The organism is Polynucleobacter sp. MWH-Adler-W8 (assembly GCF_001889925.1).
Classification (GTDB): domain Bacteria; phylum Pseudomonadota; class Gammaproteobacteria; order Burkholderiales; family Burkholderiaceae; genus Polynucleobacter.
Map to the genome: position 1 here is coordinate 424,273 of NZ_LZFI01000002.1, position 25,313 is coordinate 449,585.

Below are 25,313 nucleotides of genomic sequence, written 5' to 3' on the forward strand. Positions count from 1 at the left end.
AACAGCATAAAACCCACATAAAACCTAGAAAAACGAGACTGTGTCAAAAATAGAATCCACCCTCGATAAGGCGTTTGCCAAACTCGTTCAATTAAAAGATGCTGGCAAAGTTCGCTTATGCGTCCTTTGGCAAAAATATTCACCCCAATTAGACCAAGTTAAGAAACTAGATTTCGCGACAGTAAAATCTTTTGTGATCAGATTTAAATGGCGCTTGCTATTAATTCTGCTCTTACTCTATGCGGGCTCAAAAGCATATGATTATTTTTTCCCAGCCTCTGCTAAATCTGGCGGCCCTGTTACCGTAACATCATTCGTAGTCCAGAAAAAAGATGTGCCGCTAATCATTGAGGCAACTGGCACCATTGTTTCCAATAGCATTGTTGACATTCGCCCAATGGTCACCAATACCGTCGCCACAATTCAGGTAAAAGATGGTCAAGAAGTTAAAGCTGGCGATCTGCTTTTTACCTTGGATGACCGCAACGATAAAGCCAACTATGAAAAGCTCAAAGCCCTTGCTGATGATGCTCAAAAACAGTACTTACGCGCCAAAGAATTGGTTGCTAAAAACTTTATTTCTAAAGCCGCTCTAGAAACTACGTTGGCAAATGCCAAGTCAGCACAAGCAGCAGCCCGCGCGGCAGAAGTGCAGCTTTCTTTTGATTACATTAAGTCCCCTATTGATGGTCGTGCTGGCATCGTCAATGTATTCCCGGGCTCCCTTGTCCAGGCTAGCAACATTGTTTCCACCGCGACCAGCTCAACTGCTACATCCAGCGTTGGATCCATGGTGACCATTACTCAATTAAACCCAATTGATGTTCAATTTGTCATTCCAGAAAAAGATATTCCGATCATCTTAGAGAACCAGTTAGATGGTGATGCGATGAATGTTACGGTGACTGTAGGCGATAGCGGCAAAAGAACTTACGAAGGAAAGGTGCTGGTCGTTGATAACCAAGTCGATCCTTCGATCGCGGCGGTACGCGTAAAAGCGCAAATCCCGAATGACGCCAAAACCCTCTTGCCAGGTGAATTTGCTCGCGTATCCCTAGTGGCCAATACTCTAAAGGATGCCTTAGCTATTCCATCGCAAGCAGTAGTGATCAATCCCCGCGGAAAATTGGTTTACGTGGTCGATAAGGATGACAAAGTTGCAGCCAAACCCGTGAAAGTAGTTTATGACTACCAAGGATTGTCTGTTGTTACCGGTATAGATGATGGCGATAGAGTAGTGGTTGAAGGTAAGCAGAATTTGCGTCCAGGAAGCAAAGTCCGCGAGGATAAATCAGCTGCACCGCAAGCAACTACTACCTCAACAACTCCAACAGCCCCAGAGAAAAAATGACACTATCCGAATTATGTATTCGGCGCCCGGTAATGACGGTGTTGCTCTCGATAGCAACAGTCATCGCAGGGGCTGTTGCCTACATGAAAATTCCAGTAGCTGCGCTACCTAGTTTTAATACGCCAGTTATTTCTGTAAGCGCATCTTTACCGGGTGCATCACCAGAAAATATGGCTGCCTCGGTAGCCCTTCCCCTTGAAAAAGAATTTTCGACGATTGATGGCATCACCGTAATTAGCTCCACTAATTCTTTGGGCAGTACGAGCATTACTTTGGAATTCAATAACGATCGAGATATTGATAAAGCCGCAGTTGACGTTCAAGCAGCTTTGTTGAGAGCCCAAAAGCGCTTACCGATTGAAATGACGGTGCCACCGTCCTACCGGAAGATAAATCCAGCCGACACTCCTGTTCTAGTGGTGCGCATGAGCTCGCCATCAATCAGTCTCTCAGATCTCAATCAATACGCAGAAAATTTACTTTCACCTAACTTATCAACCATTAGTGGTGTAGCGCAAGTTCTAGTTTATGGTGCAAAGCGTTATGCGGTTCGCGTACGAGTGCATCCCGACGCTCTTGCTAACCGCAATCTCACTATTGACGATATCGCCGTTGCTATCAACAAAGCCAACTCCAATAGTCCTGTAGGGGTTTTAGACGGGCCCCGTCAGGCCATCACTATTTATGCCAACCCACAACTAGTAGGACCTGAAGAGTTTGCCAATTTAATTGTTAGTCAAAAAAATGGTCTTCCGATCTACCTCAAGGACGTTGCCGATGTGATCGAGAGTTACGAGGATGTAAAAACATTGGCGAGTGCTAATGGAGAGCGCTCTATTGCGATTGCAGTATTGCGCCAACCGAGCGCGAATACTGTGGATGTTGTTAACTCCGTTAAGGCATTACTACCTCAATTACAAAAGCAGATGCCGGAATCTGTTCGTTTGCAATTGTTGAATGATCGTTCGCTCTCCATTCTAGAAGCGATACATGACGTTAATCTCACATTGGCTTTAACGATCTTGTTGGTTGTTATGGTAATTTTCTTGTTCCTGAAACATGTTTCGGCGACAGTTATTCCCTCTATCAGCCTTCCAATCTCACTGATCGGGGCATTCTTTCTGCTCTATTTTTTGGGATACAGCTTAGACAACATCTCGCTTCTGGGTATTACGCTTGCTGTAGGCTTGGTTGTTGATGATGCAATTGTGGTGCTTGAAAACATCATGCGTTATGTTGAACAAGGTATGGACCCACTCAAAGCATCCCTCAAAGGTAGCAAAGAAGTGGGCTTTACGATTATTTCCATTTCTATTTCTTTGGTGGCTGTATTTATTCCACTCTTCTTTATGGCTGGTCCTATTGGCCTTCTGTTTAGAGAATTTGCGGTAGTGGTTTCCCTTTCAATTTTGGTATCAGCAGTCGTATCGCTGACGGTTGTGCCGATGCTTTGCAGTCGCTTCCTACCAAAACCAGGTCAGCATGCCAAGGAATATGCCATCAACAAGAAGTTTGATCGCGTCTTTGACTGGATGCTGAAAACCTATATTCACTACCTAGATCTGGCCCTTAATAATCGTAAGAAAGTCTTATGGGGCGCCCTTTCCACCTTTGTCATTACCGTGGTGATGTTTGTCTATAGCCCGAAGGGTTTCTTTCCAGAAGAAGATATTGGGCAAATTCAAGCAACTACTGAGGCATCTGAAGATATCTCCTTTAAAGCGATGTTGGCACTTCAGGATAGAGCTGCAGAACTAGTGAATACAGACCCGAATGTGGATAGCTCTATTTCAGTCATTGGCGGTGGTGCGAGCTCAGGCTACAACACCGGCAGGATTTTTATCATTCTTAAGCCCAAGGGCGATCGCGCTAAGATGGCTCAGGTGATGGAGGGATTAAGAAATAAATTTAAAGAGATCCCCGGCCTTCAGGTCTACATGCGTCCGGTCCAGAATTTACAGCTTGGCGGCAAAAATAGTAAAAGCCGCTACCAATTTACTTTGCAAAGTGTTGGCTTTGAAGGCGTGAATGAATGGGCTGATAAGTTGATGCAAAAGATGCGTACCGACCCACTTTTCCGTGACGTTACCAGTGACTCACAGCTAAAAGGTCTCAACGTCAAGATCAATATTGATCGTGAAAAAGCGGCTAGTGCCGGCGTTACGATTGCTGACATCCGTACAGCCCTCTATTCTGCCTACGGTGAGAGGCAGGTATCTACTATCTACACACCAGTGAATACTTATTACGTGATCCTAGAAGCTGCTGAAGAAGATCGTCAATATGAGACGGATCTGAATAAGATTTTTGTAAGAGGTCGCGCAACCGACAAGCTGATTCCACTATCTAGCGTAGCTAGCTTCACTCGTGAAATCGGCCCAACCGCCGTAAACCATCAAGGGCAAATTCCGGCTGTAACCCTGTCATTCAACCTTGCTCCTGATGTCTTCCTTGGTGACGCCACGAAAAAGATTGAGGAATACACCAAGGAAATTGGCTTACCCGCTTCCATCATTACGAGTTACGGTGGAGATGCGGCAGTATTTAAAAGCAACCAATCAGGTCAGCTGATACTAATTCTATCGGCTCTAGGCGTAATTTATATATTACTTGGCGTGCTTTACGAGAGTTACATTCATCCGCTGACTATTTTGGCTGGTTTGCCATCTGCTGCGATTGGCGCCATCCTTGCTTTGCGCATCTTTGGCTTCGAGCTAACAGTCGTTGCATCGATCGGTATTTTATTATTGATCGGCATTGTTAAGAAAAATGCGATCTTAATGATTGACTTTGCCTTAGATGCTCAACGTAACCAAGGCATGTCTCCTGAAAAAGCCATTCGTGAAGCATGTATCTTGCGTTTCCGGCCTATTATGATGACAACCGTTGCCGCTCTCATGGGTGCACTTCCGATCGCATTTGGGCTGGGTGCTGGAGCAGAGTTACGTCAACCTTTAGGCATTAGCGTTGCAGGCGGCCTGATCTTTTCACAATTCGTGACGCTGATCATTACTCCTGTGATCTACCTTTATCTCGATAAATACGCAGGCAATGGTCCTATGGATATTCCTACCTCTGTTCTTGAGAGCACCTGATGCGTCAAGTGATTCTCGATACCGAAACTACTGGCCTTAATCCAGCCACCGGCGACCGCATTATTGAAATTGGCTGCGTTGAGATGGTTGGTCGTCGACTTACCGATAGAACTTTCCATTACTACATCAATCCTGAGCGTGATATTGATGCTGGCGCATTTGCGGTCCACGGACTTTCTAGAGAGTTTTTATCTGATAAGCCAATCTTTGCAAACATCGTTGAGCAGTTAATTGAGTTTGTAGATGGCGCTGAAATTGTGATTCATAACGCAGCCTTCGATTTGGGATTCTTAGATAACGAGTTTGCCCTTCTAAAGCGCCCCCCCTTCAGAAATTTAGCCTCCAAGATTACCGACACACTGCTCGACGCGCGTCAAATGTTCCCTGGAAAGCGCAATTCATTAGATGCGCTGTGTGAACGCTTTTCAATTAGTAATAAACACCGTACTTTGCACGGCGCGTTATTAGACGCCCAGTTACTAGCTGAAGTTTACGTATCGATGACAAGGGGTCAAGAAGACCTTTCGATTGATCTGATTGACTACACAGTGGGAGCAGACTCTACTGGTCATACCAAAGCTTTACCAACTAATCTCATGGTGCTGTCTGCATCAGATGATGACCTTGAAAGCCATGAAAAAATCTTGGCAGAAATTGCCAAGGCAAGTAAAAAGGACCCCGTTTGGAGTCCTTTAAATGCTACTGCCTAATTAGTAGATTACTAGTTAGATTGCTGCGGCAATCGCCTTACCCAAATCATCTGTCTTAGCGGTGCCACCAAGATCTGGTGTCAATGGCGCATGTCCTGGACCAGATGCCAATACCTTTTCAATGGCACTAAATATTGCTTTACCAGCCTCTGGATAACCAAGGTGATCTAACATCATCGCCCCACTCCAGATCTGACCAATTGGGTTGGCGATCATTTTGCCAAAGATATCAGGCGCTGAACCGTGAACCGGCTCAAACAAGGAAGGGAATTTACCTTCAGGATTGATACTGCCAGATGGTGCTACCGCAATGGTGCCGGTACATGCAGGACCCAAATCCGAGAGAATGTCGCCAAATAAATTACTTGCAACGACAACGTCAAAGCGATCTGGATTCATAACGAAGTGAGCCGCCAAAATATCAATGTGGTATTTGTCGGCTCTTACATCGGCAAATTTCTTAGACATTGCCTCTACACGCTCATCCCAATAAGGCATAGTGATGGCAATACCATTTGATTTGGTTGCAGAAGTTAAATGCTTCTTAGGGCGACTTTGGGCTAAGTCAAAAGCGTATTGCAAAATTCGGTCAACACCCTGTCTAGTGAAGACAGATTCTTGAATCACGATTTCACGATCGGTATCCGGGAACATCTTGCCACCAACGCTGGAGTATTCGCCCTCGGTGTTCTCACGCACCACAAAGAAATCGATGTCACCGGGCTTACGGTTGGCAAGTGGGCAAGGCACACCGGGCAATAAACGTACTGGACGCAAATTGACATACTGGTCAAAGCCACGGCGGAATTGAATTAAGCTGCCCCAGAGTGAAACATGGTCAGGCAGAATATCCGGCATACCTACAGCGCCAAAAAAGATCGCATCGTACTTCATGAGGATATCGAACCAATCATCCGGCATCATCTTCCCATGCTTGAGATAGTAATCACAGCTTGCAAAATCAAAATGATCGAACTGCATACCTAGATTAAATTTACGATTGGCTGCCTCTAGCGCAAGTACGCCCTCCGGCATGACTTCTTTGCCAATACCATCCCCAGGAATAACGGCAATCTTTGGATTCTTAAATATTTTCTTTGCGTTCATAAATGATGTGTCTCGTTTTATTTTGTTGAAGATGAATTTTACAAATAACTAGCTAATAGCGCGACGGATTTCATCTGGCGCCTTCTTGCTACCCTTTTCAACTGATTCACTATCGTAATCAGTGGTATTTTCAATGGTCTCTGGAACAGCTTCTAGCATCCGAATGTTGTCCTTGGGGCAGATTGGCGCTCCATAACTGGCCCACTTCTTGAGCAAAGTTACCTCGTAGCCACATTGCCCACATTTAGCCTTACTTCGACTAGCATTGCTAGGCCTTGGGGGCGGGAAAACAATCGCTTGATGCGGGTAAGGGCCAAGCTCCTGACTAATCATCATCAGTCTTACAGTGAGCTCCTCAGTGGCATGAGCCATTCTGGCAGGGCCTTCCAGACCCACCGTTTGAGCGATTCCCTTGAAATCTTCGCCATGGCCACTAAAACAGTCATCCACTGCATGGCAGAGTTCATGAACTAAGGTATCTAAAAGCTGAACAGGCTCATCCAACTTAGGGGAAATGAATATCTCATTTACGCCACCACCTGAGCGCTCACGTGGCCAGCATTGGCCTAGTGTTGTTCTAGGACTACTAGAGGCCGGGAATCCGCATGAGACCCTGACGGGAGGGATGGCATAACCTGCTTTTGAAAAGACCGGCTCAAGATGCCTTACGGCGTCTTCTAGCCAGGCCTCACGGACTGTATGTTGCTTCATTTAACTTCTCTTCTATCGAAATCTAGGACAAAAACCATCAATTGCGATCATACGCCACCATAAGTAGAATGAGTCCATGAAAGATCTAGAAAGCCTAAGCGCTACCCAAGCCATCAAAGCCCTCTCTAAGAGGGAAATTAAAGCCACTGATTTACTCCTATCCTGCCTAGACCGCATAGGACAAAAAGAGAGCGTTGTTAAGGCCTGGGCAAGCCTAGGAAAGGAAAATGCCTTATCTCGCGCCAAACAGCTTGATAAAGGTGCCTTTCAGGGCCTATTACATGGTCTCCCAATTGGGGTTAAGGATCTTTATGACACCTATGATTTGCCGACCTCCTATGGTTCACCCATTTACGCCAACCACTATCCAGTTGCCGATGCTGTGGCGGTTGCCCTGATGCGACAGTCTGGTGCCATTATTTTAGGCAAAACCGTTACAACAGAATTTGCAACATTTAAGAGTGGCTTAACAACAAATCCCCATAACCCAAAGCACACACCCGGCGGTTCTTCTAGCGGCTCTGCGGCTGCGGTAGCCGATTTTATGGTTCCACTAGCAACCGGCAGTCAAACTGCTGGCTCAATCATTCGCCCTGCGTCTTTTTGTGGTGTAGTGGGTTTTAAACCTAGTCATGGCAAAGTGAGTATTGCGGGAATTAAAAGTCTTTCTATAACACTCGACACCATGGGTTGCTTTGGTAGAACAGTAGAAGATGTGGGTCTTGGTGTAGCTGCCATGAGTGGCGATCATCAACTAGCAAATATTGAAGTCCTGCATAACAAACCCCGCATCGCCATTTGCAAAACATCTAGCTGGCCGTTTGCACAAAAAGAAACTGCTACAGCGCTTGCTGTTGCCCGGCATGCTGCCGAGATGATTGCTAAAGGCACCGTAATTGATCTGAAGTTACCAAAGACATGTGATGGACTCACCCAAGCGCAAACTCGCATCATGATCTCTGAAATGTCACGCAGCCTTACTTTTGAACGTGTGCATTACGCTAAAAAGCTCAGCCCACAACTTCTGAAGCAACTTAGTGAAGGCGCTGAAATTAGCTACGAGCAATATGCAAAAGATTTGAGCCTTGCCGATAAGTCAAGGGCGGCCATGGAAGACTTATTTAATAATGAAGTGGATATCTTGATAGCCCCAAGTGCAAATGGCGAAGCGCCCAACATTAAGGATGGTACTGGAGATCCTCTTTTTTCTAGAGCTTGGACTCTTCTAGGTTTGCCCTGCATCAATATCAATGTAAGCAGTGGCCCCAATGGATTGCCAGTAGGAGTTCAGCTCATTGCAGGCCCAGGTAAAGATCATTTCTTATTGAGTGCTGCCCGGGCATTTACATTGGCATTACCTGACCCCACCCTGCGAGATCAGGCTTAGCCAAGCCCTTAATCAAGAGTAATGTTTGCCGCTTTAATTGCTTTAGCCCAGAAAGGAAGTTCTTTCTTAACTAGCGCATCAGTTTGGTTTGGTCCCAAGTAACGAAGTTCAACACCAGCGGCATCGGCACGCTCTTTAATTTCAGGCAATGCCAAGCTCTGCTTTACAGAATTAGTAAGCTTGGTAACCACTGCTGCAGGTGTTCCTGCAGGCGCATAAAGGGCCACCCATGATTCCAACTGAAATGATGGTAGACCAGCTTCAGCGGTAGTTGGTACGTTTGGCATACCAGGGTGACGATTTTTGCCGGTCACAGCAAGCCCCTTGAGTTTTCCACTTTGGACGTGTTGCATGACTGAGGGTGGCGTACTAATAAATACCTGTACCTGCCCCGCCAAAACGTCCTGAATGGCTGGACCAGATCCCTTGTATGGAACATGCACCATATCCACACCAGTAGTTTGCTTGAAGATCTCAGTACCAATATGCGACACAGAACCATTGCCTTGTGAGGCGTAATTTAATTTACCTGGATTAGCTTTTGCGTACGCAATAAATTCCTTCAAATTATTTACCGGAACTGAAGGGTGCACTGCAATGACATTGGTTGAAACAGTCAGTAAGGCAATTGGAGAAAAATCTTTAATGGGATCCCACGGAAGCTTATCGAATAAAGCGGGATTACCAACGTGATAACCAGAATAGGAAATCAATAAGGTGTAGCCATCGGGTTTTGCTTTGGCAACATACTGATAGGCGGTATTGCCACTTGCTCCCGGCTTGTTGTCAACAATCACCGGTTGACCGATCACACGCGTCAACGGCTCACTTAATAGACGTGCCGAAGTATCAACCAGCCCACCAGGTGGATTGGGGACTACTAAAGTAATTGGACGATCCGGAAAGGATTGGGCCATAACTAGGCATGAAATCCCAAACCCCAAAATTACAAGCGCACTGCGTATCACCGAATATTTTTTCATTAGCGCTCCCCCAACATATGATTTTTTAATGTTTATCGCTGCCCTACTTTTACATCACCAAATACGGCCTGGGCTTCTCGAGGTAAACAACGCCAATAACGCTCATTTGCAGTAACTGTGCCACCTAGAGCTGCTGCAGCTTCCCAACCCCAGCGAGGCTTGTATAGGAATGCTCTAGCCAAAGCGATGAGATCCGCATCACCCGCCTGCAAAATGTCTTCGGCTTGCTGTGGCTCGGTAATGAGTCCAACAGTCATAGTTGGCAAACCAGATTGATCTTTAACTATCTTTGCAAAAGGCACTTGGTAATTTGGACCAATTGCAATCTTTTGTTTTGGCGAAATGCCACCAGAAGAAATGTGTACGAAATCACAACCCAAAGGTTTGAGTTGTCTTGCAAAATTCGCTGTTTCTTCCGGAGTCCAGCCACCCTCTATCCAGTCGCTAGCTGAAATGCGTATGCCAAGAACTCCTTGATATGCGGCTCTTACGGCAGCAAATAACTCTAATGGAAAGCGAATGCGGTTTTCAAATGAGCCGCCGTATTCATCCGTGCGTTGATTAGCGATAGGAGATAAAAATTGATGCAACAAGTATCCATGGGCACCATGGAGTTCAATCCCATCAATTCCAATACGACCTGCACGTTTTGCTGATGCTACAAAATCATCAATCAACTTTTTTAATTCAACCTTACTCAATTCATGAGGTAAACGCTCTCCATCTAACTGGGGGATCGCTGAGGGTGCTAGAGTTTCCCATCCGCCCTGATCCGTTGGGAGCAATTGTCCGCCATCCCAGGGGGTTGCACTGGATGCTTTGCGACCTGCATGCGCTAACTGAATAAAAACAGGTACGGCAGGAGCCAACTCGCGCGCTCGACTTAATTTGTCTTTCAAAGCTGCTTCAGTGCGATCATCCCAGAGCCCAAGACAAGAAGGCGTAATTCTGGCCTCCGGACTTACCCCTGTAGCCTCAATAATGAAGAGTGCTGCGCCACTATTCAGCAAATTACCCCAGTGCATGAGGTGCCAGTCAGTTGCCTCGCCGTTATTGGCCGAATACTGGCACATCGGGGCAACCACAATGCGATTTGCCAGCTCTAGAGGTCCCCGCGGGGAATTGAGGGTATAGCTCGAAAATAAAAGACTCATAAAATGCCTTGAAAAATCCAAAAATAGGTCAAAAATACGAAAATTGCTGTTAAGCGCTAGAATACTTAAAAAGCAGAATAAACGAGACAGCGAAGTCGTGCAGGCTAATTGGCCAAACGGCTTTTTTACCCAAAACCTGAAAAATACTCACCACAAGAGATTATGAACGCACCTCAAGCCTTTGAATCAAAAGAAGATATTGGCCACTTTGTTGGCGGCAATGTAGTTAACCCTAAAGATGGTCGCTTTGCCGATGTTTATAACCCAACCAAAGGAACAGTAGCACGCCGTGTTGCGCTTGCTAGCCGTAAAGAAGTTGATGAAGTTGTAGCCAATGCCCAAACAGCCTTTGTGTCATGGAGTCAAACCTCCCCATTGCGCCGTGCACGCATCATGTTCAAGTATCTTGAATTGCTAAACGCTCATCGCGATGAGTTGGCTGCCATCATTACAGCAGAACATGGCAAGGTATTTACCGATGCCCAAGGGGAAGTAACACGCGGTATTGAGATTGTGGAATTTGCTACTGGCATTCCTGAGCTACTCAAAGGCGACTACACCGAGCAAGTATCGACTGGTATCGACAACTGGGTTATGCGTCAGCCTTTAGGTGTAGTTGCTGGTATCACCCCATTTAACTTCCCAGTCATGGTGCCAATGTGGATGTTCCCAGTTGCGATTGCTTGCGGCAACACTTTCATTCTCAAACCCAGCCCTACAGATCCTTCCGCTTCACTGTTCATGGCTAAGCTCCTCAAGGAAGCTGGCCTACCTGACGGCGTATTCAACGTTGTTCAAGGCGATAAAGAAGCGGTTGATGCCTTAATAGAAAATCCAGATGTTAAAGCGGTCAGTTTTGTGGGCTCCACTCCAATTGCCAATTACATCTATGAGCGCTGCTCGCACTTTGGCAAGCGCTCCCAAGCTTTAGGCGGCGCGAAGAACCACATGGTGATCATGCCTGACGCTGATATTGATAAAGCAATTGATGCCCTGGTTGGTGCTGCTTACGGCTCCGCTGGCGAACGCTGTATGGCCATTTCTGTAGCGGTATTGGTTGGTGATGTGGCAGAGAAGATCATGCCAAAGCTGATTGAGCGCACCAAGACTCTAAAAGTTAAAAACGGTATGGAACTTGATGCTGAAATGGGACCAATCGTTACTAAAGCAGCTCTAGAGCGCATTACCGGCTATATTGAGGCTGGCGTAGCTTCGGGAGCAAAACTCCTTGTTGATGGCCGCGGACTCAAAGTTCCTGGCAACGAGAGCGGATTCTTTATCGGCGGTACATTGTTTGACAATGTCACCCCAGACATGAAGATTTACTTAGAAGAAATCTTTGGACCAGTTTTGTCCTGCTTGCGTGTTGCCAACTTTACAGATGCGCTTAACTTAGTTAACTCTTGCGAATTTGGCAATGGTGTTGCCTGCTTCACAAGCGATGGCAATATTGCCCGTGAATTTGCTCGTCGTGTACAAGTAGGCATGGTTGGTATTAACGTACCAATTCCAGTACCTATGGCATGGCATGGCTTTGGTGGTTGGAAAAAGTCGATCTTTGGCGATATGCATGCATACGGCAAAGAAGGCGTACGTTTCTACACCAAGAAAGAGTGTGATGCAACGCTGGCCCGAGAGTATTGCTAAAGGTGCAGAGTTTGTAATGCCTACCTCTAAGTAATACCAGGAAGTGATTAGCAAAAAAGCGATCTTCGGATCGCTTTTTTATTTGCCAGGATGAAGTAAAAAATTACTGTAGCGTATTTTTAAGAGCGGGAATCATTGGCATCGAGAGGACATCGATGCCCTCTTCTCGTAAGGCTTCAGCCTCATCGAAAGTAGTTTGGCCACGAATACTTCTCTCAGGAGTTTCTTTGTAGTGAATCTTTCTGGCCTCATCAGCAAAAGAATTGCCAACATCCTCAGATCGGCCCATTAGCTCACGCATACCTTTCAAAAAGGCGGCCTGTACTTGAGCCTCGAGATGAGAATGGTCGCTTCCAGTCAAAGCAACAACGCCCCCACTCATACTTTCAGGTTCAGCTTTAGATAAAGCTAACTCAGTAGAGCTTGATTTACCAATATGGGGGGCTGAAGGCATGCGGGTGATTTCTGTGCTGTCGCATACTGGACAAGCAAGCATCCCCTTGTCCTGCTGAGCAAGGCAATCTTCTTCTGAAGCAAACCATCCTTCAAAGCGATGGTCTAGGGGGCAGGCTAAGTTATAAACTTTCATAAAACGTATATAAGGGCAAAAACGATAAATTCAATACCCTATTTTAATCGGGTTTGAATGCGCCCTATTCGATTGGATGCGGTTTTACTAAGCCCCTACGATAGCGATCAAGCCAATAGGTGGCTATCGTGGTTTTGACGTCCGTAATCTCGCCATCCTCAACCCAAGAAATCAATAGCTCCAATGGAGCAGCAAATACATCCAAAAACTCTTCATCATCAAGATGGCTTTTACCGGGGATCAGCTCCTCTGCCAGATAGATATCAATGAACTCTGTTGAATACGAAATCACGGGATGAATACGGCGAATGAAACTCCATTTTTTTGCTGTATATCCGGTTTCTTCTTCGAGCTCACGTTTCGCGCATACTAAATGATCCTCTTTAGGGTCTAGTTTTCCTGCAGGAATTTCAATGCAGGCTTTTGCGATTGGATAGCGATACTGGCGCTCGAGCAACACACGACCATCATCCAAGATCGCAACAATAGCTACCGCACCCGGATGGGTTAAATATTCGCGTATCGCCTCTTCACCATCAGGCAATGACACTTTATCTCGCTTCATCTTTAAAAAGATGCCGCCGTAAATATCCTCTCCAGATAGACGCACTTCACGTAAATGTTTATCACCAGTCGGCAGATCTTCAAATGATTTTTCAGTCATAGGTCTTAGTACATATTCCGTCTGTTATTGATTAAACCAGCTTAACTAAATTGAATGTCATTTTGATGGCACCTGAAATGATAAAGGCCCCTTACGGAGCCTTTAGATAGATGTTAATTCCTTCTAAGACCCCAGTAAGGTACGGCGCATTGCATCTAAACAAAGACTCATTAGACCCGCAGGAACAATGCCGATAACCAAAACCAAAATGCTATTAAGACTCAAGAGCCCTTTAGCAAAGCCTGAACCAGAAACTGTGATCTCGTGCTCAGGTTCATCAAAATACATCACCTTGACTACGCGCAAGTAATAGAAGGCACCCACTAAAGAAGCCATTACAGCGATGACTGCCAAGAAGGTATGCTCAGCATCCACTAGCGCTTCTAGAACGCCCAATTTAGCTGCAAAACCAACTGTCGGCGGAATCCCTGCTAAAGAGAACATCATAACCAGACCAATAAAGGCAAACCACGGATGCTTCTTATTGAGCCCCTTTAATCCATCCAAGGTTTCGCAGTCATAACCTTTGCGCGACAAAGCCATCAATAAGCCGAAGGTGCCAAGGGTTGTCAACACATAGGTAATGGCGTAGAACATTGCTGCACTAAATGCGTGATCATCAAAAACAGACAACATGCCCAAGAGAACAAAGCCCATTTGCGCAATGGCAGAATAAGCCAGCATGCGCTTGATGTTGGTTTGCGCAATTGCAGTCACGTTACCTACAACTAGTGATAGAACTGCGAGCAAAACCAGCATTGGCTGCCAATCGCCCAATAAAGGCAATAAGGTATTTACCAATAAGCGAAATAACAATGCAAATGCAGCTAATTTTGGAGCTGCAGCAATCATTAAGGTCACAGCAGTTGGCGCACCTTGATAGACGTCCGGTACCCACATATGAAATGGCACCACACCCAACTTGAAGGCTAAACCGGCAACAATAAATACCAAGCCAAACGCCATCACCAAATGGTTTACACGAGGGTCAGCAACGGTTTTAAAGATTTCAATAAGGTCAAGTGATCCGGTGACACCGTAGAGCATCGACATGCCATAAAGTAAGAAACCGGATGCTAATGCACCCAAGATAAAGTACTTAATACCGGCTTCCACACTCTTTTCGCTGCTGTAACGCATTGCAACTAATGCGTATGTAGGCAAAGCCATCAACTCCAAGCCTAGGTATAGAGTTAACAGATTTGCACCAGAGATCAATACAAACTGGCCAAGCAAAGCAAGCAGAGCTAAGACAATGAAATCCGGACGGAACAAGGCGCGATCCATCAAATATTGCTTAGAATAAATCAAGCTCACCAAAACAGCGATGCAAGAACATGCCTTGAGTAAGTTAGAAAATGGGTCAGACTGAAATAGCCCATTCATTGCTACAAGCGCTGGATCGCCCATGCGTCCAATGAAAGCAAAAATGAGATACGCCAATAAGATCAGCGAGAAAAAGTACACGAAGCCAACTCCACGCGGAGTATGAAAGATGTCTTGCTCAACACCAGGGGTAGATGCCACTCTTTCGCGAACATAAACGCTAGCAACCAATAACAAACAGGTTGCTACGAGTAAAACAAGTTCCGGCAGGATGGCGTAAAGGTCGAATGCTTGCATTTGTACTTACTCAGAGTTTGCTGACAGCAACATGCTGCAACAGATTAATTACAGCTGGATGAATGATGTCGGTAAATGGTTTTGGATAGACACCCATACCAATTACACAGATAGATAAAACTGCCATCAAGAAATATTCACGACCGTTCAAATCCTTTAACTCTTCAACGTGGGCATTGTTAACGGTACCGAAAAATACACGTTTCACCATCCACAAGGAATAAGCAGCGCCTAAGATCAATGCTGTAGCAGCTAGGATACCGATGACAAAGTCATAGTCAACAGCAGCTAAGATCACCATGAATTCACCAACAAACCCAGAGGTAGCAGGTAAACCGCAGTTGGCCATCGCCATTAATACGGCAAACGCAGTAAATGCAGGCATGCGATGCACTACGCCACCGTAATCAGCGATCTGTCGGGTATGCATACGGTCGTAAAGTACGCCAATGGACAAGAACATCGCACCGGCAACAAAGCCGTGTGAAATCATCTGCACAATACCGCCCTCAATACCCAGCGGACTAAAGAGGAAGAAGCCTAAGGTTACAAAGCCCATGTGAGCAACTGAAGAATAGGCAACCAGTTTTTTCATGTCTTTTTGAACAAGAGCAACTGCACCTACATAGATCACCGCAACCAAAGATAAGAAGATTACAAAAGGGCCTAAGTATTGGCTCGCATCTGGCGCGATTGGCAAAGAGAAGCGCAGAAATCCATAGGCACCAAGCTTCAACATAATTGCAGCCAAAACCACTGAGCCACCTGTTGGCGCTTCAACGTGGACATCTGGTAGCCAAGTATGTAATGGCCACATTGGAACCTTGACAGCAAACGCCATAAAGAATGCTGCAAACAATAGGATCTGCTCGACAATATCTAATCGGGCATTTTGCCAAGCCAAAATATCGAATGTATTAGTCACGTTGTACAAATACAGCATGGCAATCAAAGTAAGCAAAGAGCCAAGCAAGGTATACAAGAAGAACTTAAATGCCGCATAAATACGGTTGTGGCCGCCCCATACACCAATGATGATGTACATCGGAATTAATGTCGCCTCAAAGAACATATAGAAAAGCAATGCGTCAAGAGCGCAAAATACGCCGATCATTAGTCCAGACAGGATCATGAACGAGGCCATGTATTGCGAAACCTTAGTTTGAATCACTTCCCATGCTGCAATCACCACAATGACGTTGATGAATGCAGTAAGTACGATGAACCAAACAGAAATACCGTCAATACCGAGGTGGTAATTAATGTCGTAACGTGGAATCCAGCTGATCTTTTCAACGAACTGCATTCCAGAATTAGCGATATCAAAATTAATCAACAATGGAAGCGTTGCAATGAAGCTAAGTACCGCTCCGATCAGGGTCAACCAGCGTACACCGGCAGTTGATCTTTCAGACCCATAAAACAAAATAATGAGTCCAAAGACAATCGGGGTCCAAATCGCGTAAGAAAGAATCATAGTGGCTACTTAAGTAACAAAGGCCTAGCGAACAAAAGGCAGGTAAGCATACAAAACCCAAGCCAACAATACTGCTAGGCCCGCAATCATTGCGAAGGCATAGTGGTAAAGATAACCGGATTGCAAATGACGAATTACTCCAGCAAAGCGCCCTACTGCATGCGCACTGCCATTAACAAAGAAACCGTCGATGATCTTTTGATCACCGCGATGCCATAAGAAGCCGCCGATCCAAATAAGGCCTTTAGCAAACACGGCTTGGTTGATTTCATCGAGGTAATACTTGTTATCAAATAATTTCTTAATTGGTGCAAATGTTTCGGCAACTTTGGCTGGTAGCTTAGGAGCCCAGAGATAACCAATCGCAGCAGTCAACACGCCAAGTACTACCAACAACAAGACTGGTGAAGTGAATGCATGAATTGCCATTGCAACTGGACCATGGAACTCATCTTCCAACTCTTTCATCACCGGATGGCGTGCTAAGTCGATAAAGATGGAATCGCCAAAGTAAGTTCCGAATAACAGCGGTGAGATTGTGTAGAAACCAATAATTACGGATGGAATTGCCAGAAGAATCAATGGCAATGTCACAACGAATGGTGATTCATGGGGCTTTTGACCTGGAGCTAAACCATGATGCGCATGATCGTCACCCTGCTCCGCATGATCATGATGATGGTCGTGGGCATGTGAATCCTCATGACCCCAGCGTGCTTTACCGTGGAATACATAAAAATATAAACGGAATGAATACAGGGCTGTTACGAATACGCTAGCCATGACAGCAAAGTAAGCAAAACCTGAACCAGGGATATGACTTGCAGCTACCGCTTCAATAATGGAGTCTTTTGAATAGAAGCCTGAGAAGAATGGGGTCCCGACTAGGGCTAAATTTCCCAACAACATCATCAAGCAAGTAATTGGCATATATTTCCAGAGTCCGCCCATCTTGCGCATATCTTGTTCGTGATGCATACCAAGAATTACGCTACCTGCAGCAAGGAATAGCAATGCTTTAAAGAAAGCGTGCGTCATCAAATGGAAGATGGCTACCGGATATGCAGAAACACCCAATGCGACTGTCATGTAACCCAACTGAGACAAAGTTGAATACGCAACAACGCGCTTGATATCGTTTTGCACAATACCGAGGAAGCCCATAAATAGCGCTGTGATTGAACCAATCACCAAGATAAAGCTCAGCGCGACATCTGAAAGCTCAAACAGTGGCGACATCCGTGACACCATGAAAATACCAGCAGTAACCATGGTTGCAGCATGAATCAATGCAGAGATTGGTGTTGGACCTTCCATCGAATCTGGTAGCCAAACGTGTAGTGGGAATTGGGCTGACTTACCCATTGCACCTATAAACAAGCAGATACAGGCAACCGTCATCAAATTCCAGCTAGTACCTGGCAATGTTTGGGCTGCTAAAGCAGAATTCTGAGAGAAGATCACGTCATATTGCATCGAGCCAGTACTGGCCAACAGAATACCGATGCCTAAGATGAAACCAAAGTCACCAACGCGGTTAACTAAGAAAGCCTTCATATTGGCAAACACTGCAGACTGGCGTTCAAAGTAGAAACCAATCAATAAATAAGAAACCACACCCACAGCTTCCCAGCCAAAGAAGAGTTGCAATAAGTTATTACTCATCACCAACATCAACATAGCAAAGGTGAATAAGGAGATGTAGGAGAAGAAGCGGTTGTAACCTTCTTCACCGTGCATATAGCCAATGGTGTAGATGTGGACCATCAATGACACAAAGGTCACGACGCACATCATGGTTGCCGTTAAAGGGTCAATAAGGAAGCCAATATCTAAATTGAGTTCGCCTAATTGCATCCAATGGTAAACAGTTCCATTGAAATAGAAGCCATCCATCACTTGAACTAATACATTGCAGGAAAGCACGAATGCAATCGTTACGCCCAAAATAGTCACAAACTGACTAGCACCATGACCAATGCGATTGCCGCCAAATTTGGTGCCAAAGAAACCAGCGATGATGGAGCCGACTAAAGGCGCCAAAGGAATGGCGCAAAGTACAGGTATGTTTAAGGTCAATTGCATGACTAGCCTTTAAGGTGGTCAAGATCATCGGCATTAATTGTGTCAACCTTACGGAAGAGCACAACCAAAATTGCCAAGCCAATAGCCGCCTCAGCAGCTGCCACAGTCAAAATAAAGAATACGAATACTTGACCAGCCATATCACCCAAATAATGGGAGAAAGCCACAAAGTTCATGTTCACCGAGAGAAGCATCAGCTCAATTGCCATTAGTAAAACGATTACATTCTTGCGGTTTAAGAAAATTCCGATAACGCTAGTTGCAAATAAGATCGCACCCAACACTAAATAATGAGCGAGAGTGATATTCATTTCTTCCCCCCTCTTGTATCTTGCTTTGCAGCCATGTCTGAACCCATTTTCACAATGCGCATGCGATCTGCTGCAACGACATTGACTTGCTCGTGAATATTCTGCGATTTAGAGTCTTTGCGATTACGCAATGTCAATGCAACTGCGGCAATAATCGCCACTAGTAAGATCACACCAGCAACTTCAAAGGCGTATACATAATCGACAAAGATCAACATACCCAAAGCTTGGGTATTGTTTGCCATCAACTCTTCTGGCATGAGCTGCACTGGCACATCAGTTCCAATAAAGCTACGAATGATCACAATTGATAACTCAAGAACAATGACGGCACCCATCAAGAAGGCAACCGGTAGAAACTTTTTGAAATCGCGACGTAAATGTTCAATATCTAAGTCCAGCATCATCACCACGAAGAGGAACAAGACCATCACTGCGCCAACATAGACCAAAATCAGAGCCAAGCTTAAGAACTCCGCCTTGAGCAACATCCAAAGACCTGACGCGCAAAAGAAAGCCAATACCAAGAATAGTGCTGCATGCACTGGGTTACGAGCCGTGATCACACGAAGCCCAGAAATCACCAATAAGCCTGCAAAGCCATAAAAAAACATGGCAAATAAAGTAGATGGATCGAATGTCATATTAGTTAAGCTCGATTCGATTAACGGTAAGGTGCATCAGCTGCACGGTTAGCGGCGATATCTTTTTCGTATTTATCACCCACAGCTAAAAGCATGTCTTTAGTGAAATACAAGTCGCCGCGCTTATCGCCGAAATACTCAAAAATATTTGTTTCAACAATGGCGTCTACTGGGCAAGCCTCTTCACAGAAACCACAAAAGATACATTTAGTCAGGTCAATGTCATAACGGCTGGTACGACGAGTGCCATCATCACGCTCAGCAGTTTCAATGGTGATGGCATAAGCCGGACAAACTGCTTCACATAACTTGCAGCCAATACAGCGCTCTTCACCATTTTCATAGCGACGAAGTGCGTGCAAACCACGGAAGCGACTAGATAACGGCGTCTTCTCTTCGGGGTATTGAACGGTAATTTTTGGCTTAAAGAGATAGCGACCGGTAATAGACATGCCGACCAAGATATCTCTTAGCAGCAAGCTATCGAGGAATTGGGAAATTTTCTTAAACATGATTTATCAACTTATTTCCAAATATTCCATGGAGAGACAACCCACGCACCGATAACAACCACCCAAAATACTGATATGGGAATAAATATTTTCCAACCCAAACGCATAATTTGGTCATAGCGATAGCGCGGTAATGTAGCGCGCAACCAAATAACGCAGGATAGGAGGAAGAATGTTTTACCAAATAACCAGAAGAACCCTGGAATATCACGCAAGATTGGCAAGTCAACAATCGGCAACCAACCTCCTAAGAACATGATGGATGCAACAGCTGCAATCAAAATCATGTTGGCATATTCAGCCAAGAAGAACATGGCAAAAGACATACCTGAATACTCAACCATGTGTCCAGCTACGATTTCAGATTCACCCTCAACCACGTCAAATGGATGGCGGTTTGTTTCAGCAACGCCAGAGATAAAGTAAATCAAGAACATTGGTAATAAAGGTAACCAATTCCACGAGAGGAAATTAAGGCCCATGCTGGCAAAGTAACCCTGCTCTTGTGAAGTAACAATGGCACTTAAATTTAATGAACCCGAGGTAAGCAAGACGGTAACCAATGCAAAACCCATTGCAATCTCATAGGAGATCATTTGGGCTGAAGCGCGCATTGCACCAAGGAATGGATATTTAGAGTTAGAAGACCAACCAGCCAAGATAACCCCATAAACACCAATAGAAGAAATAGCCATGATGTACAGCAAGCCTGCGTTTACATCAGCTAAAACCATCTTTGCCTGAAATGGAATCACAGCCCAAGCAGCAAATGCAGGCATGATCACCATGATTGGTGCAATGAAGTACAAAACCTTACTAGCTTGAGCAGGTGCAATGATCTCTTTCATCAAGAGCTTTAATGCGTCAGCAATTGGCTGCAATAAACCCAGTGGACCTACGCGATTTGGGCCAAGACGAATATGCATCCAGCCAATCAACTTTCTTTCCCAAAGGGTTAGATAGGCAACGCAACCAAACATCGGCAATACGATGATCACAATACGAATCAATGCCCAAACCAAGGGCCACAATGAGCCAAAAATAGCCTCGCCTTGAGTAGTTATGAGGTTCAAGAAATTATCCATCTCGTCCCTTATGCCTTACTAATAGTTACTGGACCAAACATCGATCCCAATTTGGCACTTGCCATGGTGCCAGCAGAAATTCTGACAGCTCCAGGCGCTAAATTAACCTCTAATGTTGCCGGCATATCAACCGAATGAGAATCTTGGCTAACACGCACTGCATCACCCTCTTTGAGGCCCAATTCAGCGAAAGTGATTTTATTTAAGCCTACCTGATTGCCACGCTTAGCATCACGCGTTAACTGCAAAGCTGAAGAACGCCGTACGATTTGGTCGCCAGCATAAATGTTGACATCAGCCAAACGCTCGAGACCATTGAAAGGAGCTAGATTTCCATTGGCAATCGAAGAGCTTGTAGCTTTGTTATTTAAGCGATTGCAATAACCATCGTCCAATGCTTCTCCTAGCGCTTCCTCAGGAGCATTAAACAAGAAACCGTCTAAACCTAAGAGCCCACCCAATACACGCAATACTTTCCATGCTGGACGTGAATCACCTAAAGGTTTTACTGAAGGCTGGACTGTTTGAACCCTTCCCTCTAAATTCACAAAGGTGGAGACTGTTTCTGAAAACACTGAAGTAGGCAGAATGACATCGGCTACCTCCATCAAGTCAGCACTCTTATAAGCGCTCAAAGCAATAACGGTATTAGCCTTTGCCAAAGCCGCACGAGCAGTTGCTGGATTTGGCAAATCTGAATCTGGCTCGATATTCATCAAGATCACTGCGCGACGTTCGCCAGATAAGACTGACTCAACACCCACGCCGTTTGCATTCACTAAAGATGCGCCAACGGCATTGCCACCAACTGGCAAGAAGCCTAAGGTAGCGCTAGTCTGATCAGCAATAAATTGCGCCATGACGTGCAAGTCAGAAGCGTGGTGATGCGCAATAGCAGCAGAACCAAGCAATATAGCCTTTGACTCACCGGAGAGCAAGCTATCGGCAATCTTCTGCGCCGCAGGAGAAATGGTTAGATTAAATGTGCCAACTGGCGCTGTTACTGATTTTGCTTTTGCAACAGCAAGTGCAACTTCACTCAATGCATTCAACCATGCGCTTGGAGCCACTGAAATACCGCTACTTGGAATAAACCAGTCATCACCACCCGCATCGATACGTAATACTTGTAAGGCGCGTTTGCTGGCAGTACGAATACGAGCAGCCAATACAGGCTGGTCTTTGCGCAAGAAACTACCAATAACTAATACACGATCCAATTCATTGATCTTGGCGATTGGCATACCCAACCATGGCGCTGCTGCAGCATTTTTTACATCAGTTTGGCGCAATCGAGTTTCCATTTGATTGGAGCCAAGGCCACGCACTAACTTTTGCAAGAGGTGCAATTCCTCAGTAGAAGATATTGGGTGGGCTAAAGCACCAATCGACTCAGGACCACTTTCTGCTGAAATTGTTTTCAGAGAATGAGCAACATAATCTAAAGCTGACTGCCAATCTGTTTCTAACCACTGGCCGCCCTGCTTCACCATTGGTGTGGTTACACGGTCAGAACTATTTAAACCTTCGTAAGAGAAGCGATCACGATCGCTAATCCAGCATTCATTAATAGCTTCGTTTTCTAGAGCAACTACACGCATGACTTTATTAGCTTTAGTCTGAACTGTAGTGTTGGCACCTAAGCTATCGTGCGGACTAACTGAACGCTTACGTCCGAGTTCCCATGTACGCGCTGCATAACGGAATGGCTTGCTGGTTAAAGCGCCAACTGGACACAAATCAATCATGTTTCCAGACAGCTCTGAATCTACCGTCTGACCAACGAAGGTGGTAATCTCAGAATGCTCACCGCGGTTGACCATACCTAACTCCATAACGCCGGCAACTTCTTGGCCGAAGCGTACACAACGAGTGCAATGGATGCAACGTGTCATCTCTTGCATGGAGATCAATGGGCCAACATTTTTATGGAAGACAACACGCTTCTCTTCATCGTAGCGTGAGTTTGATTTTCCGTAACCAACCGCTAAGTCTTGTAATTGACACTCGCCACCCTGATCGCAAATTGGGCAATCTAATGGATGGTTAATGAGCAAGAATTCCATGACAGAACGCTGAGCCTCAACCGCTTTTGCAGAATGCGTAAACACCTTCATGCCTTGAGTCACTGGAGTCGCACACGCAGGTAATGGCTTAGGCGCCTTCTCCACTTCTACTAGACACATGCGGCAGTTAGCAGCAATCGATAACTTCTTGTGATAGCAGAAGTGAGGAACGTAGGTGCCGAGCTTGTTCGCGGCGTGCATCACCATCGAACCTTGCGGAACTTCTACAGTCTTACCATCTAATTCGATTTCTACCATGCTCACTTTTAGATATCCCGTGCTCTAAATCTTTATAAAGGTTGTGCAGAATCTAAGCAGCGCTTATGTTCTACGTGATACGCAAATTCATCCATATAATGTTTCAACATGCCACGTACCGGCATTGCTGCTGCATCACCTAAAGCGCAAATCGTACGACCTTGAATATTGGCAGCTACGTCATTCAGCAAATCCAAGTCCTCTGGACGTCCTTCACCATGTTCAATGCGATGAACAATGCGCCATAACCAACCAGTACCTTCACGACATGGGGTGCATTGACCGCATGATTCTTCGTGGTAGAAGTAAGACAAACGCTCCAAGGCACGGACCATACAACGGGTTTCGTTCATCACGATCACAGCGCCAGATCCCAACATTGATCCTGCTTTTGCAATACTGTCGTAGTCCATAGTCAGATCCATCATCTGCGCACCAGGAACAACTGGCGCAGAAGATCCTCCAGGAATCACAGCCTTCAAAGCTTTGCCATCACGCATACCGCCAGCAAGCTTTAAGAGCTCTGAAAATGGAGTACCCAACGGAATTTCATAGTTGCCTGGATGAACCACGTCACCCGATACCGAGAATATTTTGGTTCCACCATTATTGGGTTTTCCAAGCTCTAAATAGGCTGGACCGCCAATGGCCAAAATAAATGGCACAGCAGCAAATGTCTCAGTGTTATTAATGGTTGTTGGCTTGCCATACAAACCAAAACTTGCCGGGAATGGTGGCTTAAAGCGTGGCTGCCCTTTCTTACCTTCTAAAGATTCAAGCAGGGCCGTTTCTTCACCACAAATATAAGCACCCCAACCTGGGGATGCGTGTAACTGGAAGGAAAAATCGCTTCCTAAAATTTTGTCACCCAGATATCCTGCTGCTCGCGCTTCTTCAAGCGCCTCTTCAAAGCGAGAATACACATCCCAGATTTCACCGTGGATGTAGTTGTAGCCAACTGTAATACCCATTGTGTAAGCGCCGATGATCATGCCTTCAATCAAAGCGTGTGGGTTATAGCGCATGATGTCACGGTCTTTAAAAGTACCGGGTTCACCTTCATCGCTATTGCAAACTAAATATTTTTGTCCCGGGAATTGACGGGGCATAAAGCTCCACTTCAAACCCGTTGGGAAGCCTGCGCCCCCGCGACCACGTAATGAAGAAGCCTTTAATTCGGCAATGATGGCATCAGGAGATACTTTGTCGTTAATTAAACGACGTAGTTGTTGATAACCACCACGACTTTCGTAATCTTTTAAACGCCAGTTATCTCCATTTAATCCAGCGAGGATTAAAGGCTTGATATGGCGATCGTGCAAGCTGGTCATGCTGCTTTCCCTTCTGCACGTAACTCACTCAATAAAGCATCAATCTTTTCTTTGCTCATAAAACTGCACATGCGCTTGTCATTCACCAACATCACTGGTGAATCACCACAGGCACCCATGCACTCACCCTCTTTCAAGGTAAAAGTTCCGCATGGGGTAGTTTCGTTGTAGCCAATACCTAAAGTCTCCTTAAGGTATGTTGCTGCAGTTTCACCATGGGTTAATTGGCATGGCAAATTAGTGCAAATCACCAATTTGTACTTACCAATTTTTTTGGTGTTGTACATGTTGTAGAAAGTTGCGACTTCATCAACAGCAATGCTTGGCATTTCTAAAATCTGGGCAACCGTTTCAATAACTTCAGGAGAAACCCAGCCCACCTCAGTTTGAGCGGCGATTAAACAGGCCATTACAGCAGACTGCTTGTGCTCAGCGGGATACTTGGCGATATTGCGATGAATATCAGCCAGTGTTTTATCGGATAGTTGCAGAGTCGTAGTCATTAAATATTCCTTGGCACGCC

20 protein-coding genes and 1 pseudogene are annotated in these 25,313 nt (G+C 45.4%); 5 read left to right on the plus strand and 16 right to left on the minus strand.

The annotated features are described in order from the left end of the window. Positions 1-40 precede the first annotated feature (40 nt). From AOC28_RS02965 to dnaQ, 3 genes are read left to right on the plus strand one after another with little or no spacing between them, the layout of a single operon-like run. On the plus strand, positions 41-1,351 hold the full coding sequence (locus AOC28_RS02965) for an efflux RND transporter periplasmic adaptor subunit (protein WP_072582469.1): 1,311 nt from the start codon (positions 41-43) through the stop codon (positions 1,349-1,351). After that, positions 1,348-4,446 carry an efflux RND transporter permease subunit gene (locus AOC28_RS02970; protein WP_072582470.1) on the plus strand — a complete coding sequence of 1,033 codons (3,099 nt, stop codon included), beginning with the start codon at positions 1,348-1,350 and terminating at the stop codon, positions 4,444-4,446. The genes AOC28_RS02965 and AOC28_RS02970 overlap by 4 nt, the downstream gene beginning before the upstream one ends. After that, the gene (dnaQ, locus tag AOC28_RS02975; RefSeq protein WP_072582471.1) at positions 4,446-5,156 is read left to right on the plus strand and encodes a DNA polymerase III subunit epsilon; all 711 of its coding nucleotides are present in this window, start codon (positions 4,446-4,448) and stop codon (positions 5,154-5,156) included. The genes AOC28_RS02970 and dnaQ overlap by 1 nt, the downstream gene beginning before the upstream one ends. A gap of 15 nt (positions 5,157-5,171) precedes the next feature. On the opposite strand, the gene AOC28_RS02980 is transcribed toward dnaQ, so the two are convergent. Continuing rightward, entirely contained in the window at positions 5,172-6,263 is a 1,092-nt protein-coding gene (locus tag AOC28_RS02980; RefSeq protein ID WP_072582472.1) for a tartrate dehydrogenase, read from the minus strand. Positions 6,264-6,311: 48 nt separating this feature from the next. Next, entirely contained in the window at positions 6,312-6,974 is a 663-nt protein-coding gene (locus AOC28_RS02985) for a SprT family zinc-dependent metalloprotease (RefSeq protein WP_072582473.1), read from the minus strand. 76 nt (positions 6,975-7,050) lie between these two features. Here AOC28_RS02985 and AOC28_RS02990 point away from each other — a divergent pair, with 76 nt between their 5' ends. Further along, on the plus strand, positions 7,051-8,361 hold the full coding sequence (locus AOC28_RS02990; RefSeq protein WP_072582474.1) for an amidase: 1,311 nt from the start codon (positions 7,051-7,053) through the stop codon (positions 8,359-8,361). Between the two features lie 8 nt (positions 8,362-8,369). On the opposite strand, the gene AOC28_RS02995 is transcribed toward AOC28_RS02990, so the two are convergent. Both AOC28_RS02995 and AOC28_RS03000 read right to left on the minus strand, forming a co-directional pair. After that, complete coding sequence (locus AOC28_RS02995) at positions 8,370-9,344, minus strand: tripartite tricarboxylate transporter substrate binding protein (RefSeq protein ID WP_072582475.1); 975 nt, start codon at positions 9,342-9,344, stop codon at positions 8,370-8,372. A gap of 32 nt (positions 9,345-9,376) precedes the next feature. Continuing rightward, positions 9,377-10,498: an NADH:flavin oxidoreductase/NADH oxidase gene (locus AOC28_RS03000; protein WP_072582476.1), complete on the minus strand. Its 1,122-nt coding sequence runs from the start codon at positions 10,496-10,498 to the stop codon at positions 9,377-9,379. Between the two features lie 162 nt (positions 10,499-10,660). Between AOC28_RS03000 and AOC28_RS03005 the strand changes: the two are divergent. Further along, positions 10,661-12,179 (plus strand): annotated as a pseudogene (locus AOC28_RS03005) (CoA-acylating methylmalonate-semialdehyde dehydrogenase). 69 nt (positions 12,180-12,248) lie between these two features. On the opposite strand, the gene AOC28_RS03010 reads toward AOC28_RS03005, so the two are convergent. The 12 genes from AOC28_RS03010 to nuoE form a co-directional block, all read right to left on the minus strand. Then, on the minus strand, positions 12,249-12,734 hold the full coding sequence (locus AOC28_RS03010; RefSeq protein ID WP_072582477.1) for a DUF1178 family protein: 486 nt from the start codon (positions 12,732-12,734) through the stop codon (positions 12,249-12,251). Between the two features lie 64 nt (positions 12,735-12,798). After that, positions 12,799-13,299 (minus strand): NUDIX hydrolase, encoded by a 501-nt coding sequence (locus AOC28_RS03015; protein ID WP_237767726.1) that lies wholly within the window; start codon positions 13,297-13,299, stop codon positions 12,799-12,801. A 222-nt stretch (positions 13,300-13,521) separates the two neighbouring features. Beyond that, positions 13,522-15,021 (minus strand): NADH-quinone oxidoreductase subunit NuoN, encoded by a 1,500-nt coding sequence (gene nuoN, locus AOC28_RS03020; RefSeq protein WP_072582479.1) that lies wholly within the window; start codon positions 15,019-15,021, stop codon positions 13,522-13,524. Between the two features lie 10 nt (positions 15,022-15,031). After that, positions 15,032-16,498: an NADH-quinone oxidoreductase subunit M gene (locus AOC28_RS03025; RefSeq protein WP_072582480.1), complete on the minus strand. Its 1,467-nt coding sequence runs from the start codon at positions 16,496-16,498 to the stop codon at positions 15,032-15,034. Between the two features lie 24 nt (positions 16,499-16,522). Continuing rightward, entirely contained in the window at positions 16,523-18,583 is a 2,061-nt protein-coding gene (nuoL, locus tag AOC28_RS03030) for an NADH-quinone oxidoreductase subunit L (RefSeq protein ID WP_072582481.1), read from the minus strand. Positions 18,584-18,585: 2 nt separating this feature from the next. After that, a complete protein-coding gene (gene nuoK, locus AOC28_RS03035; protein ID WP_072582482.1) occupies positions 18,586-18,894 on the minus strand; it encodes an NADH-quinone oxidoreductase subunit NuoK in 309 nt (102 codons plus the stop codon). Then, a complete protein-coding gene (locus AOC28_RS03040; protein ID WP_072582483.1) occupies positions 18,891-19,538 on the minus strand; it encodes an NADH-quinone oxidoreductase subunit J in 648 nt (215 codons plus the stop codon). The genes nuoK and AOC28_RS03040 overlap by 4 nt, the downstream gene beginning before the upstream one ends. 20 nt (positions 19,539-19,558) lie before the next feature. Next, the gene (nuoI, locus tag AOC28_RS03045; protein WP_072582484.1) at positions 19,559-20,050 is read right to left on the minus strand and encodes an NADH-quinone oxidoreductase subunit NuoI; all 492 of its coding nucleotides are present in this window, start codon (positions 20,048-20,050) and stop codon (positions 19,559-19,561) included. 11 nt (positions 20,051-20,061) lie between these two features. Next, positions 20,062-21,135: an NADH-quinone oxidoreductase subunit NuoH gene (gene nuoH / locus AOC28_RS03050; RefSeq protein ID WP_072582485.1), complete on the minus strand. Its 1,074-nt coding sequence runs from the start codon at positions 21,133-21,135 to the stop codon at positions 20,062-20,064. Between the two features lie 8 nt (positions 21,136-21,143). After that, on the minus strand, positions 21,144-23,459 hold the full coding sequence (gene nuoG / locus AOC28_RS03055; protein WP_072582486.1) for an NADH-quinone oxidoreductase subunit NuoG: 2,316 nt from the start codon (positions 23,457-23,459) through the stop codon (positions 21,144-21,146). A 32-nt stretch (positions 23,460-23,491) separates the two neighbouring features. Continuing rightward, the gene (gene nuoF, locus AOC28_RS03060; RefSeq protein WP_072582487.1) at positions 23,492-24,790 is read right to left on the minus strand and encodes an NADH-quinone oxidoreductase subunit NuoF; all 1,299 of its coding nucleotides are present in this window, start codon (positions 24,788-24,790) and stop codon (positions 23,492-23,494) included. Continuing rightward, positions 24,787-25,293, minus strand: coding sequence for an NADH-quinone oxidoreductase subunit NuoE (nuoE, locus tag AOC28_RS03065; RefSeq protein WP_072582488.1), 507 nt, complete (start codon positions 25,291-25,293; stop codon positions 24,787-24,789). The genes nuoF and nuoE overlap by 4 nt, the downstream gene beginning before the upstream one ends. Between the last annotated feature and the right edge of the window lie 20 nt (positions 25,294-25,313).